Origin of the sequence: Pseudomonas sp. Irchel 3E13 (genome assembly GCF_900187455.1) — a bacterium.
Lineage (GTDB): Bacteria > Pseudomonadota > Gammaproteobacteria > Pseudomonadales > Pseudomonadaceae > Aquipseudomonas.
In genome coordinates this window covers 348,019-361,702 of the sequence record NZ_FYDX01000006.1, presented here as the reverse complement: position 1 = coordinate 361,702, position 13,684 = coordinate 348,019, and the positions used below count along the sequence as shown (strand labels likewise).

13 protein-coding genes are annotated in these 13,684 nt (G+C 67.2%); 6 read left to right on the top strand and 7 right to left on the bottom strand.

Going from position 1 to position 13,684, the window contains the following annotated elements; genetic code table 11:
* The first annotated feature begins 88 nt into the window (after positions 1 to 88).
* Both CKW37_RS12715 and CKW37_RS12710 read left to right on the top strand, forming a co-directional pair.
* Positions 89 to 2,866 (top strand): hybrid sensor histidine kinase/response regulator, encoded by a 2,778-nt coding sequence (locus CKW37_RS12715; RefSeq protein ID WP_095156030.1) that lies wholly within the window; start codon positions 89 to 91, stop codon positions 2,864 to 2,866.
* A 40-nt stretch (positions 2,867 to 2,906) separates the two neighbouring features.
* Positions 2,907 to 3,503 carry a MarC family protein gene (locus CKW37_RS12710; RefSeq protein WP_095156029.1) on the top strand — a complete coding sequence of 199 codons (597 nt, stop codon included), beginning with the start codon at positions 2,907 to 2,909 and terminating at the stop codon, positions 3,501 to 3,503.
* 9 nt (positions 3,504 to 3,512) lie between these two features.
* Here the strand turns inward: CKW37_RS12710 and CKW37_RS12705 are convergent, their stop codons facing one another.
* The 7 genes from CKW37_RS12705 to cobG all read right to left on the bottom strand — a co-directional run bounded on the left by CKW37_RS12705 (position 3,513) and on the right by cobG (position 10,059).
* Complete coding sequence (locus CKW37_RS12705) at positions 3,513 to 4,133, bottom strand: hypothetical protein (protein ID WP_095156028.1); 621 nt, start codon at positions 4,131 to 4,133, stop codon at positions 3,513 to 3,515.
* A gap of 12 nt (positions 4,134 to 4,145) precedes the next feature.
* Positions 4,146 to 4,811: a hypothetical protein gene (locus CKW37_RS12700; RefSeq protein ID WP_095156027.1), complete on the bottom strand. Its 666-nt coding sequence runs from the start codon at positions 4,809 to 4,811 to the stop codon at positions 4,146 to 4,148.
* Positions 4,812 to 4,850: 39 nt separating this feature from the next.
* Positions 4,851 to 5,546 (bottom strand): hypothetical protein, encoded by a 696-nt coding sequence (locus tag CKW37_RS12695; RefSeq protein ID WP_095156026.1) that lies wholly within the window; start codon positions 5,544 to 5,546, stop codon positions 4,851 to 4,853.
* 97 nt (positions 5,547 to 5,643) lie between these two features.
* On the bottom strand, positions 5,644 to 7,344 hold the full coding sequence (cobJ, locus tag CKW37_RS12690) for a precorrin-3B C(17)-methyltransferase (protein WP_095156025.1): 1,701 nt from the start codon (positions 7,342 to 7,344) through the stop codon (positions 5,644 to 5,646).
* On the bottom strand, positions 7,344 to 8,075 hold the full coding sequence (locus tag CKW37_RS12685; RefSeq protein WP_095156024.1) for a precorrin-2 C(20)-methyltransferase: 732 nt from the start codon (positions 8,073 to 8,075) through the stop codon (positions 7,344 to 7,346). The genes cobJ and CKW37_RS12685 overlap by 1 nt, the downstream gene beginning before the upstream one ends.
* Complete coding sequence (locus tag CKW37_RS12680) at positions 8,075 to 8,701, bottom strand: precorrin-8X methylmutase (protein WP_095156023.1); 627 nt, start codon at positions 8,699 to 8,701, stop codon at positions 8,075 to 8,077. Before CKW37_RS12680 ends, CKW37_RS12685 begins: the two co-directional genes overlap by 1 nt.
* Positions 8,698 to 10,059, bottom strand: coding sequence for a precorrin-3B synthase (gene cobG, locus CKW37_RS12675; protein ID WP_095156022.1), 1,362 nt, complete (start codon positions 10,057 to 10,059; stop codon positions 8,698 to 8,700). The genes CKW37_RS12680 and cobG overlap by 4 nt, the downstream gene beginning before the upstream one ends.
* Before the next feature lie 81 nt (positions 10,060 to 10,140).
* Here cobG and cbiE point away from each other — a divergent pair, with 81 nt between their 5' ends.
* The 4 genes from cbiE (at position 10,141) to CKW37_RS12655 (ending at position 13,684) form a co-directional block, all read left to right on the top strand.
* Positions 10,141 to 11,346, top strand: a complete 1,206-nt coding sequence (gene cbiE, locus CKW37_RS12670) for a precorrin-6y C5,15-methyltransferase (decarboxylating) subunit CbiE (RefSeq protein ID WP_095156021.1) — start codon at positions 10,141 to 10,143, stop codon at positions 11,344 to 11,346.
* Positions 11,339 to 12,433 carry a cobalt-precorrin-5B (C(1))-methyltransferase gene (locus CKW37_RS12665; protein ID WP_095156020.1) on the top strand — a complete coding sequence of 365 codons (1,095 nt, stop codon included), beginning with the start codon at positions 11,339 to 11,341 and terminating at the stop codon, positions 12,431 to 12,433. The genes cbiE and CKW37_RS12665 overlap by 8 nt, the downstream gene beginning before the upstream one ends.
* On the top strand, positions 12,430 to 13,161 hold the full coding sequence (locus CKW37_RS12660) for a cobalt-precorrin-6A reductase (RefSeq protein WP_095156019.1): 732 nt from the start codon (positions 12,430 to 12,432) through the stop codon (positions 13,159 to 13,161). The genes CKW37_RS12665 and CKW37_RS12660 overlap by 4 nt, the downstream gene beginning before the upstream one ends.
* A gap of 85 nt (positions 13,162 to 13,246) precedes the next feature.
* Entirely contained in the window at positions 13,247 to 13,684 is a 438-nt protein-coding gene (locus CKW37_RS12655; RefSeq protein WP_095156018.1) for an NfeD family protein, read from the top strand.

Sequence of the window (13,684 nt, the reverse complement as noted above, 5' to 3'; positions counted from 1 at the left end):
GTCGTCAGGGCCCGGGCAAAACCTTGCCTTCGGCTTGGCACGCCGCGCATAGTGGTACACCGGCACTCAGCTAGGAAGGGAAATCGTCGTGCGTTGGCTCAGGATTGCCATTGGAACCATCGTCAGCCTGCTGACCCTGCTCTGCCTTTTTCCGGCCATGGCCGAATCGAGCAGCGGCTGGGCGGTCCTGCTCGACGGCCAGGCCAATCTGCAATTGGGCGACATCCGTTCCGAACGCTACCGCAACCAGTTCAGCCCCATCGAACTCAACCAGCTCAACGCCGCCGAGCCCAACCAGGCGCTCTGGCTGCACTACCGGCTGCCTCCCGGCCAGCATGAGCAGGTCATTCGGGTGTTCGCGCCCGACCTCTCGCGTCTCGATCTTTATGTTCTCGACGGCAACAACCTGCTGCAGCAATCGCACAACGGTCGTCGCAGCGACAGCGGCCTGCTGACCCTGAGCAGCAGCGATCACCTGCTTTCACTTCCCGCCAGCCCCGTGGCGCTGGACGTTTACCTGCGGCTGGTGTCCGAACACCAGCTGCGCCCCGGCATCAGCCTGTTGCCCGCGGTCGAAGCCGCCGCCGACCAGCGTCGCCCGCTGTTGTTCGGCCTGCTGTTCGGCTGTCTCGGCATGCTGGCGCTGCACAACCTCACCCGCTTCGCCTATTCGCGCTCCACCGCCAGCCTGTGGCTGGCCGGCTACCACCTGCTGATGATGCTCAGCGCGCTGATCCTGCTCAACCTCAGTGGCCCGTGGAACCTGTGGCACTCGGCGCAGACGCCCGCGGCCTACCTGACCGTGCTGCTCGCCACCCTCTGCGGGCTAGTGTTCACCCAGCGCTTCTTCGCCCCGCTTGGCCAACCCCGCCTGACCCGCTTGCTGCAGGGCCAGATGCTGCTGGTGGTGTTCTGCGGCCTGCTGTTGTTGTTCGTCGATACCCTGCCGCTGAACCTGATGACCTACGCGCTGGTGGCGCTGGGTTGCCTGAGCATGCTCGGCGTCTCGCTCTATCACTGGTACAAGGGCTTCTCCCCGGCGCGCCTGCTGAGCCTCGGTATGCTGATCTTCACGGTCGGCTGCCTGGTGGTCTTGCCGGCCCTCCTCGGCCTGACCCGCACGCCGACCCAGTGGCTGCTGTTCATCCTGCTCGGCCTTACCGCGTTCAGCGGCCTGCTGCTCAACCTTTCGGTCAGCGAACGCCTGCGCTACATGAACGAAGCGCGCTTCAGCGCCAGCCGCGAGCTGGCCGCGAGCACGGCCGAGATCAACGCCAAGGCCGAATTCCTGGCCAAGATCAGCCACGAGATCCGCACCCCCATGAACGGCGTGCTGGGCATGACCGAACTGCTGCTTGGCACACCGCTGTCAGTCAAGCAGCGCGACTATGTGCAAACCATCCACAGCGCCGGCAACGAGCTGCTGACGCTAATCAACGAGATCCTCGACATCTCCAAGCTCGAATCCGGGCAGATCGAACTGGACGATGTGCAGTTCGACCTCAACGCCTTGATCGAGGATTGCCTGGGCATCTTCCGCGCCAAAGCCGAGCAGCAGAACATCGAGCTCATCAGCTTCACCCAGCCGCAGGTGCCGCGGGTAATCAGCGGTGACCCGACCCGCCTGCGCCAGGCCATGCTCAGCCTGCTGGACAACGCCTTGAAGAAAACCGACCACGGCGAAATCCTCTTGGTGGTGGCCCTCGATCAGCGTGGCAGCAGCCCACGCCTGCGCATCGCCGTGCAAGACTGCGGCGAAGCCATGCAGCCCGCCGAACGCGACGCCCTGTTGCAGGCCGAGCTGCACAGCAAACACTTCCTTTCCAGCAACAAACTCGGCGGCCACCTGGGCCTGGTGATCGCCAAGCAACTGATCACCCTCATGCAGGGCGAATTCGGCATCAAGACCAGCCACAACCAGGGCAACACCCTGTGGCTGACCCTGCCGCTGGACCCGCAGCGCCTGGAGCAGCCGGCCACCGACCTCGATGCTTCGCTGCGCGGCGCCCGGGTGCTGGTGGTGGACGACAACGATACATGCCGCAAGGTGCTGGTCCAGCAGTGCGGCGCCTGGGGCATGAACGTCAGCGCCGTGCCGTCGGGCAAGGAAGCGCTGGCCCTGCTGCGGACCAAGGCGCACCTGCGTGACTACTTCGACGCAGTCCTGCTCGACCAGAACATGCCTGGCATGACCGGCATGCAACTGGCGGCGAAGATCAAGGAAGACCCGAGCCTGAACCACGACATCCTGCTGGTGATGCTTACCGGCATCAGCAATGCGCCGAGCAAGATCATCGCGCGCAACGCCGGGGTCAAACGCATCCTCGCCAAGCCGGTGGCCGGCTACACCCTCAAGACCACCCTGGCCGAAGAACTCTCCCAGCGCAGCAAGGTGCCGCCGCCCGGCTTCATGCCTGCCCAGCGCCCGGCCCCCATCGAGCTGCCCGCCGACTTCCGCATTCTGGTTGCCGAAGACAACAGCATCTCCACCAAGGTGATCCGCGGCATGCTCGGCAAGCTCAACCTGGAGCCGGACACCGCCAGCAACGGCGAAGAAGCGCTCAAGGCAATGAAGGCGCAGCACTACGACCTGGTGCTGATGGACTGCGAAATGCCGATCCTCGACGGCTTCTCCGCGACCCAGCAACTGCGTGCCTGGGAAGCCAGCACCCAGAGCCCGCACACGCCGGTGGTGGCGCTGACCGCGCACATCCTCGCCGAGCACAAGGAGCGTGCGCGCCTGTCCGGCATGGACGGGCACATGTCCAAGCCGGTGGAACTGTCGCAATTGCGTGAGCTGATCGAGCATTGGGTAGCCCGCCGCGAGCAGTCGCGGCCACCCGCCGATGCACCGCTGTCGCACTGATACACTTGCCCGGCCTTTTCTTCTTTCGCGAGCCCAGACCATGCTTCATGAGTTGTTCAGCGTTTACCTGAAAATGCTCGTGCTCTACAGCCCGTTCTTCGTCCTGTCCTGCTTCATCAGCCTGACCCGCGGTTATTCCAGCAAGGAGCGCAAGCACCTGGCCTGGAAGGTGTCCATGGGCGTGCTGATCGCCAGCGTGCTGCTGTACCTGTTCGGTCGGGTGATCTTCGGCGTCTTCGGGATTACCGCCGATGCCTTCCGCATCGGTGCCGGCAGCGTGCTGTTCATTTCCGCGCTGGGCATGGCCCAGGGCAAGTCGGCGGTGCAGACCGACAACGTGCAGCAGGACGTCACCATCGTGCCGCTGACCATCCCTCTGACCGTCGGCCCCGGCACCATCGGTGCGCTGTTGGTGATGGGCGTCGGCCAGCCGCATTGGGACGACAAGTTGCTGGCCATCGTCAGTATCGCGCTGGCCAGCTTCACCGTCGGCCTGGTGCTCTACCTCTCCAACCGAATCGAGCGGATCCTCGGCGACCAGGGCCTGCAGATCGTCAGTCGGTTGATGGGCCTGTTCGTCTGCGCCCTTGCCGCGCAGATCATTTTCACCGGGATCAAGGGCTACCTGATTTCCTGAGCCGCCCCCTCAAAGCTCGTAGACATCCTGCTGAAGAGCCTGCTCCAGGCTCTTCCCGACCCGCGCACCAAACTTCTGCTCGAACAGACGCACGTTGAAACGCACCAGCTCGATGCGTGACCCGGTCACCACCCGTTCTCGGTAGAGAAACCCGTTGAGTCGCTCCTCGCGCTCCAGGGTTTCGTGGTACAGCACCAGATCCACGTAACCTGGCTTGATGATCCGGCAGGGCAACAACTGAAAAGACTCCAACGCCAGCGAGCGGGCCTCGAAACGGTAGAGCGCAGCCTCACTGGCCTGCAGCGCGTCGAGGGACCAACGGGTCATCTCGGAATACTGGCTGTCGGCGGTAGCGTTGATCTGCCCCAAAACGTCGTTCAGCACTCTGCGTCGCTGTTGATTGGGGGCGAAGGATTCCCTCGGCGACCTGGCGTCCCAGCCGAGAAACATCAGTTGTCGTCGGTAAAAGCTGTAGCCGTCGCTCACCAACTGGTTATCCAGGGCGTCCTGCGTCGCGCGCTGGGCAAAGAGCATCGCCATCTGCACACGCTCGCGGACGTCTTTGTGAATATCGGGAAAAAAGGACATCAGGGCATTACCGACGACGGCTGCCCGCGGTTGATCGGTCATAGCATTCTTGCCTCAGTGAAGGGTGCAACTGGTTGCCGCATCGAGCATCAGGCGGGCGAAGCGGTCGTGTCCGGTCTCAAGCAGTTCCGGGGCGGGCCCGGCCATCAGGCTCTGGAACGACAGATCGCCACGCAACGCAGCGCCATCCAGCGCGGCCACCAGCCAGTCGCGGCCAGGCGTCTCGCTGGTTTCCAGGGCGAGGCTGCACAGGCTGAGTCGCAACCCGGGCCGCAGTACGCCCATTTCCAGCACCAGACGGGCGCCACCTTGTGGTGAGCGCCGCAGCGCCGCGCCGCTCAGTCGCTCGATGCCCGCCTGCAGCGGGTCCAGCGCATCGATGCAACGCTCCAGCACTGCGCCCAGTTCCGGGTGCTGGCAACTCAGCCACAACACCAGCGGCTGCATCGGCGCCAACACCGTCCGGCACTGCGCGGCGTCGACGCTCTGGCAACTGTGGGTCACCCGCCAGCCGCGTTGGCCGAGGGCACTGCGATAGGCGCGATACCATTGCCGGTGCTCGCCGAACCGCGAGGTCATCAGACTGTCCGCCGACCGTTGGGCATAACGCAGCGAGCCCAGCACATTCTGGCGCTCCACATCCCCGACCTGAGGGGCAACCAGCATCAGGCTGCCCTCGCTGGTCCACATCGTGTAGCCGTCGATATCCACGTCGGTCATCTCCAGAAAAATGCCAATGGCCCGCTGCTTCAGCGTCGGTCAGATGTCGTAGTCCATGATCCTGGCCACGGCCCGCTCACCCAGGCGCTGCTCCACGCCCGTGCGCACGCTGGCATACACCTGGCTGTTGAACGACAGGGCCGCGGTGCTCTTGTAGGTCGCCGACGTGGAGCTGTCCCAATCGAACACCAGGGCATCGATGTCCTCCTTGCGCACCGAGCGCTGGACCGCGCCGAGCGCCATCACCACTTCGCCGCTCTCGGTTTCAGTGCAGGAGGCCAGGCCGATGACGACATGGGTGCGTTTTTCCAGATTGCGCTTGAACACGGTCAAGGCCTTTTCGTTGCTCTCAAGGCCGGTGATCGCCGCCTCGGCGAGCGCCTTGATCGCGGCGGTCACCGGCCCACCCAGCAGCAGGCTGCTGGCCGCCGACTGCACAGCCTTGACCGCGACGTTGGCGACCTTGAGCGACTGGCCGGTGGTGCTTTCCTTTTCATGGGTGCGGTGCGCCACGACCCAGCCGCAATCCCCCATGACCTGGAGGAAGGACTTGAACCAGGATTCGCTCATGGCGGTCTGGTCGTGGAGTTTATTGGCGACCAGGGTGGCGAACAGGAAGCTGTTTTTCACGTCGATGCGGCTTTGCGCGGACATGCCGGCGCCGAAGGCCACAAGGGAGTTTTCCACCACGGCGGCGGAACTGGTGTTCGAAGATGGGTTGCTGTCGTTGGTCATGGCAAAGTCCTTTTTGAGGTGTTCCCTCTCGGGGAGGGAACGCCAAGGTACGTTGCGACGACAGCAGGGTCAGGAACGAAGCCTTTCCCCGCAGTGCTCAGTCCGCCTGGGGATACCAGCGCGGCGTGTAGACCCACTCGCCGCCATCGGCGCGGGCGAAGGTGCGGGTGGTGCTGGAACCGATCAGCACCATGGTGCGCATGTCGACCATCTCCGGCTGCAACTCGCCCAACCGAATGGCCTTGAGCGATTGCCCCGGCCGGGCGATGTCGCGGCCGAGCACCACGGGCGTTTGCGGTCCGCGATGGCGACGGACGATGTCCAGCGCCTGCCCCAGTTGCCAGGGCCGCGAGCGCGAGATCGGGTTGTAGAAGGCCAGGGCCAGGTCCGCCTCGGCGGCCAGGTCCAGACGCTTCTCGATGATCGACCACGGCTTGAGGTTGTCCGACAGCGAGATCACGCAGAAGTCGTGCCCCAGCGGCGCCCCGGCCTGGGCCGCGGTGGCCAGCGAGGCGGAAATGCCCGGCAGCATTTCCAGCTCGACCCGGTGCCAAGCCGGATCATCGGAGGCTTCCAGCGCTTCCAGCACTGCCGCGGCCATGGCGAACACGCCAGGATCGCCGGACGACACCACCACCACCGAACGCCCTTGCGCCGCCAGCTCGAAAGCGTGACGGGCGCGTTGCAATTCTTCGCGGTTGTCGGTGCAGTGCAGCACCTGATCGGCACGGAATGGCCCAGCCATGCGCACATAGGTTTCGTAGCCGAGCACATCGTTGGCCCGCGCCAACTCGGCCTTGACCGCTGGCGCCATGAGTTCGGCGGAACCCGGACCGAGGCCGATCACCGCGACGCGGCCTCGGCCCTGGCCAATGCGTTGCGGATCGATCGGCGCGTTGGCCACGGCAATCGCCAGGCCCTCGCCCACCGCCTGCGGTGCCAGCAACTGCGGCAATGCCCGCGCCGCCAGGGCGCTGACCGAGGCTTGTGCCGGGGCGAAACGCAGCGGCACACCTAACTCCCGCGCCGCGTCGTGCAAGGCCGGCGCGGCCATCTCGTCGTCATTGGCGAGCAGGCACGCCAGCGACGCCTCGGCGATCTTCGCCTCGTGCAGGGCTGCGCGAACCGCTTCGGCCGGTGCCGCGACCGAGGTGGAAACCGCCACCAGCACACAGCGCGGGTGGATCAGCAATTCGTTGGCCGCCGCCTCACGCTCGGCGCAGCCAACATGGATGGTCAGCGACGCCTGCTCGTCCTGCGGCAAGCGCGCTTCGTCGAGCCACGGCGCGGCGCCCTCGATGCGCACGCGCTCGCCGGCCAGCAAGTCGGAGACGAAGCGCTTGCCCAGCTCCAGGTCCGCCAGGGCATAGCCGCTGGGCGGGTTGAGCAGGCAGGTGCCGAAGCGCAGTTCGCCGCTGGTGGTGATCGCCGCGGCAACGCCCAGTCCGGCGCCGATTTCCCGGGCCATGACATTCACCCCGCCCAGCCCGCCCAGCAGCGGCACGACCGCGCTACCGTCCTCGGCCACGGCCAGCACCGGCGGCTCCGCGCCCTTCTCCAGCAATACGCCGGCGAGGCTGCGGATCACGATGCCGGCGGCGCACAAGGCGATGATCGGCGTGTCCTGTTGATAGAGCTGGCGCAAGCTCGCGCCGAACTCCTGATAGCTGACATCGACGCCCTCGACCCGGCCAGCCAGGCCGTGGATCAGGGCATCGGGATAAAGCTGCTGGATCTTGCGGGCCGTGGCCAGGCTGCCTTTGCCGAGGATGACAATGGCCGGTGCGCGTCGGGTCATCAGCCTTGCCACCTTTCGCCGGGAACGATGATCAGCGAGAAGTACGGCGACGACGCCGGGTCGACCTCATCCAGCGCGACGATCTTCTGGTTGCCCATGGTCGCCCGCTCCACATACAGCGCGCGGCCATCAAGACCCAGTTCGGCCAGCACCTGGCGGACCTTGGGGAAGTTGCGCCCGAGCTTCATGATCACCGCCGCGTCGGCATCGGCCAGGCGGCGCTTGAGTTCGTCATGGGGCAGCACGCCGGACAACACCGACAGGCTCTGGTTGCGGTACACCAGCGGCGCGCCGAGCACCGAAGCACCACCGAGCATCGAGCAGACACCCGGGATCACCTGGGCGTCATAGCGTTCGGCCAGGCGATCGTGAAGGTACATGTAGGAGCCGTAAAAGAACGGATCGCCCTCGCAGATCACCGCCACGTCGCGGCCCGCGTCCAGGTGCGCGGCAACCTCGATGCTGGCGGCATCGTAGAAATCGCTGATGACCTGCTCGTAGGACAGCGGCGCCGGCAGCGCCTCGGTGGTCACCGGATAAACCAGCGGCAGCAGGGTCTGCTCGCTTTGCAGGTACTGCTCGATGATGCCGAAGGCATTGCCGCGCTTGCCCTTGGCGACGAAGTACGCCACCACCGGCGCTTCACGCAGCAGACGCAGGGCCTTGAGGGTGATCAGCTCGGGATCGCCGGGGCCCACGCCCAGGCCGAGCAAACGTCCGCGGGCCTGCATCATTCAACCTCCGTGGCGAGGGCGTTGACCGCGGCGGCAGCCATGGCGCTGCCGCCCAGACGCCCTTCGACGATCACGAACGGCACGCCACGGCTGTCCGCCGCCAGCATCGCCTTGGACTCCGCCGCGCCGACGAAGCCCACCGGGAAGCCGAGGATCAGCGCCGGTTTCGGTGCGCCGGCGTCGATCATTTCCAGCAGGTAGAACAGCGCGGTCGGCGCGTTGCCGATCACCACGACGCTGCCTTCCAGGTGCGGGCGCCACAGCTCCAGGGCTACCGCCGAACGGGTGTTGCCCAGTTCCTTGGCGAGGTCCGGAACGCTGTCGTCGCGCAAGGTGCAAATCACCTCGTTGTTGGCCGGCAGGCGGGCGCGGGTGATGCCTTCGGCGACCATCCGCGCGTCGCAGAGAATCGGCGCGCCAGCGGCCAGGGCTTCACGCCCGGCCTTGCCGGCGCCTTCGGAAAAGCGCAGGGCATCGACCACCTCGACCATGCCGCAGGCATGGATCACCCGTACCGCGAGCTTTTCCAGGTCGGCCGGAATCCGCTCCAGGCGGGCCTCCTGGCGAATGATGGCGAAGGAGTTGCGATAAATCTCCTGGCCGTCGCGGATGTAATCAATCATCGAGGGTTGCTCCGTGGGCGGGCGTCCAGCGTGGCGCCCGCTTCTTCCAGTGTCAGGTTGCGCCCGGCGACAGCGCCGGGGCCCGGCAGGGCCGGGTCGTGAAAATACAGGTCGTAACGACCGGGGCCGACCGCCAGCAAGGTGACCGGCGCGGTATGCGCCATGGCGCAGGAGCGGCCGCAGCCGCTCAAGTGAATGCCGGCCACCGGAACGGGCTGGCGCAGGCTGAAGGCCAGTTGCAGCGCATCGCCCTTGGTGTCGGCGAGGGCCTTGGCGCAGCCGGCCGAGCCGGTGCAGGCGACCACGCCGGCCAGCGGCTCGGCGGCGTCGGTGATCAAACCAAGGTGAAGCAAGGCGGCCAGCACCCGTTCGGCGCGGCCAACGGCAATGTTCGGCAGCAGCACGCTCTGCCAGGGGGTCATGCGCAGGCTGCCGTCGCCCAATTCTCGGGCCAGCCCGCCGACGCCGCGCAATTGCGCCGCGCTCAGGCGACCCAGCGGCGCCATCGCGCCCACCGCGACCCGCTCGGCCTGCTGCTGGGGATAGACACCCAGGTGGCGCGCGAGGTCACGTCTGGGGCGGCGCCAGTCGAGCACCGCGGCGTCGCGGCGCAGCGCCAACGGCAGGCCGGCGAGAAAGGCGTCGGTGGACAGCGCCTCCAGTAACTGGCGCATCCGCGATTGACCGGCATCGGCCAGATCGAGAAACCGCTCCAGCACCGCCCGCACCAGCGCCAGCCCCGCCGCCAGCGGCACGGCGGCCACCGGCGCATCCTGACCCGGACAACCCGCCAGGCCGAAGCCCAGCCATAGCTCGCCATCCAGGCGCAGCGGCGACAGCCAGAGGTCATGGGGGTGCCAGAGCATCGCCAGGTCTTCGCCGCCATCGAGCTGCACGGCGAACTTGGCCGACAGCGCATGGAAGCGCGGCGTGGTCTGCAGCAGGTCGAGTATCTGCGCGCCCAGCGCGCGGGTGTCGAACAGCAGGGCCGGGTCGAGGCCCGCGGCGGGGCTGAGCATCAGGTTGCGCACGTCGTCACCGGCGGCGACCCGCGGGCCCAGGCCAGCCGCCAGCAGGTGCGCGATCAGACCCTGCGGGTCGTTACCAACGCCACGAATCTGCAGGTTGCTGCGGTTGGTCACCTCGATCACGCCACCGGCGAAACGCTCGGCGGCCTCGGCCACCGCTTCGGCCTGGTCGGCATCCAGGTGCCCGGCATCGAGCTTGATCCGCGAGATGCCACCGTCGCGTGCCTGGACAATGCGCCACAGCCCCGGGCAGGCCGAGGGGCGAATGGCAGGAGCGGGCTGGGACTGATTCAAGGGTTCACCCGTCAATCGTGAAATGGGGCTGGGCATCGGAAGGCGCGGTATTATGCCTGCTTTGCCCGGCGGCGGGCCAAGCCTGCCGGTCGGATAGGCCCGGAAAAGAGGAACGGCATGGCGCCCTGGTTGACCATAGTAGGAATCGGCGAAGACGGCTTCAGCGGCCTCGGCAAGCAAGCCCGGCGCGCCCTGCTGCACGCCGCCAGGGTGTTCGGCAGCCCACGCCAGCTCGACCTGCTGCCCCATTGCCTGAAGGCCGAGCGCCTGACCTGGCCGAGCCCGTTCTCGCTGGCGCCGGTGCTGGCCCTGCGCGGCGAGCCGGTGTGCGTGCTGGCCAGCGGCGACCCGATGTTCTACGGCGTTGGCGCCAGCCTCGCGCGGCAAGTCCCGGCCGATGAGCTGAACGTGATTTCCGCGCCCTCCTCCTGCGCCCTCGCCGCCGCCCGCCTCGGCTGGCCGTTGCAGGACGTGGTCATTGTTTCCGTGGTCGCCCGTCCGCTGGCGCAACTCAACGCCCACCTCTACAGCGGTCAGCGCCTGCTGGTGCTGAGCAACGATGGCGACAGCCCCGCCGCGATCGCCGCATTGCTGCGCGAACGCGGCTTCGGCCCGAGCCAGTTGCAGGTGCTGGAACACCTGGGCGGCAGCGCCGAACGTCACCGGCAAGGTAGCGCCAGCGACTGGAATGAGCACGCTATCGCCGACCTTAATCTGGTCGCCATCGAATGCCGCGCCGACGCCAACGCGCCGCGCCTGTCGCCCCTCGCCGGGCTGCCGGACAACGCCTTCCAGCATGACGGACAGATCACCAAGCGCGATGTCCGCGCCATCACCCTCGCCCGCCTCGCCCCGCAACCGGGCGAGTTGCTCTGGGATGTCGGCGCCGGCAGCGGCTCGATCGGCATCGAGTGGATGCGCGCGCACCCGGCGTGCCGCGCCCTGGCGATCGAAGCCGACGACGGCCGCCAGCAACTGATCGAACTCAACCGCGACGCCCTCGGCGTACCGGGTCTGCAACTGGTGCGCGGACGCGCGCCGGACGCGCTGCACGGCCTGGAACGCCCGGACGCGATCTTCATCGGCGGCGGCGTCACCGTGCCCGGCGTGCTGGAACACTGCTGGGAGCAGTTGCGCCCCGGCGGCCGGCTGGTCGCCAACGCGGTGACCCTGCAAAGCGAAGTACGCCTGATGGACTGGCGCGAACGCCACGGCGGTGAACTGACCCGCATTCATGTCGCCCACGCCCAGCCGCTGGGCGGCTTCGACACCTGGCGCCAGGCGCTGCCGATCACCCTGCTAGACGCCATCAAGCATGCGTGACGAAACCGCCGAACAGCCGGCGCCGCTGCGCAGCGGCCTGACCACCGGCAGTTGCGCCACCGCCACCAGCCTCGCCGCCGCGCGCCTGCTGTTGACCGGGCAAGCGCACGACGCAGTGGAAATCACCCTGCCCAAGGGCAAGCAGGTGCAGATGCGCCTGGAGTTCTGCCGCCTGCACGCGGCGGGCGCCGAGGCCGGCACGCTCAAGGATGCGGGCGACGACCCCGACGTGACCCACGGCGCCCTGCTCTATAGCCGCGTGCGCCTGCTGGACGAACCCGGCGTGCGCTTCGTCGCCGGCCAAGGCGTCGGCACCGTGACCCGGCCCGGACTGGTGCTGACGGTGGGCGAACCGGCGATCAACCCGGTGCCGCGGCGGATGATGACCGAGCACCTGCTGAACCTCGCCGCAAGCTGCGGCTACACGGGCGGTTTCGAGGTCACGGTGAACGTGCAAGACGGCGAAAACCTCGCGCTGAAAACCATGAACCCGCGCCTGGGCATTCTCGGCGGGCTGTCGATCCTCGGCACCAGCGGCATCGTCCGGCCCTTCTCCTGCTCGGCCTACATCGCTTCGATCCACCAAGGCATCGACGTCGCCAAGACCAACGGCTACGAACACATCGCCGCCTGCACCGGCAACGCCAGCGAAGACACCATGCGCCGGGTCTACGGCATGCCGGAAATCGCCCTGATCGAGATGGGCGACTTCGTCGGCGCGGTGCTCAAGCACCTGCGCAAGGTGCCGGTGGCGCGCCTGAGCCTGTGCGGAGGCTTCGGCAAGATCAGCAAACTGGCCGCCGGGCACATGGACCTGCACAGCCGCCATTCCAGCATCGACCTGCCGCAATTGGCGCAATGGGCCGCGGCGGTCGGCGCCGATGCGGCGCTGCAAGCGACCATCGTCCAGGCCAACACCAGCCAGCAGGCATTGGCCCTGGCCCATGCCGCCGGCGTGCCGCTGGGCGATGCGGTCTGCGCCCATGCCCTGGCTTTCGCCCGCAGCGTGGTGCCGGCGCAGGTGCAGGTCGAAGTGTTCGCCATCGACCGCCAGGGCGGCATCGTCGGCAAGGCGGGTGTGCAATGAGCCGGCGCATCCTGCTGCTCGGCGGCGTCACCGAGGCCCTGCGCATCGCCCGTCAGTTGGGGCCCGAGCACGTCTACAGCCTGGCCGGGATCGGCCGGGTGCCGGATGACCTGACGTGCCAGGTGCGCGTCGGCGGTTATGGCGGCGCGGACGGCCTGGCCGCCTACCTGCGCGCCGAAGGCATCGACCTGCTGATCGACGCCACCCACCCCTACGCCGCGCAAATCAGCGCCAACGCCGCCCGCGCCGCGACCCTCGCCGGCATTCCCTGCTGGGCCCTGCGCCGTCCCGCGTGGCAGGCCCAGGCCGGCGACGATTGGCGCGAGGTCGCCGACTGGGCCGAACTGATCGCCGCACTGCACACCTTCCGCCGCCCGCTGTTCACCCTCGGCCGCGAACCGCTGCAACATCTGGATGAAATACCCGACCATCAGTTCTGGACCCTGCGCGCCCTCGACGCCTGCCCCGGCAACGACCGCTGCGAAGTAATCGGCGCCCGTGGACCGTTCCTGCTGGACGACGAGCGGCAGCTGTTCGAACGCCGCCAGATCGACGTGCTGATCAGCAAGAACAGCGGCAGCGGCGCCACCGAACCGAAGTTGCAGGTGGCCCGCGAGCGCGGCGTGCCGGTGCTGATTCTCGGCCGTCCGGCACTGCCCGAGGTCGACCGTCACTTCACCGACCCGGCCGCGCTGCTCGCCGCGCTGGCTGACGGACACCTCCTGTAATAGGCCAGTGCACCACTCGGGTATTGCCAACACACCAGCAAGCGATTCCAATGCCTCATCCTTTTCCCTACGCAAGGCTTCGACTATGGAACTGCAATGGTGGATCTGGCTCGTTCTGGGCTTTGGCCTGATCTTGCTGGAACTGGTACTGCCCACCTTCTTCATCATCTGGTTCGGCATCGGCGCCGTGGCGGTCGGCGTGATCGCCGGGCTGGTGCCGGGCCTGTCCCTGGCCAGCGAGCTGATGATCTGGGTGGTGCTCTCGTCCCTCACCGTCGCCCTCTGGTTCAAGGTGTTCAAACCCCGCAAGGCGGACAACCGCTGGACCGCCGACGAAGTGATCGGCGAAGTCGGCCTGCTGACCGCGCCCGTCTCGGAATTCCAGAAAGGCCGCGTCCGTTTCCAGAAGCCGATCCTCGGCAATGAAGAGTGGGTCTGCATCGCCAACAGCGACATCGCCTCCGGCGAGCGGGTCCGCATCCTCGCAATCGAAGGCAACATTGTCCGGGTCGGCAAGGCCTGA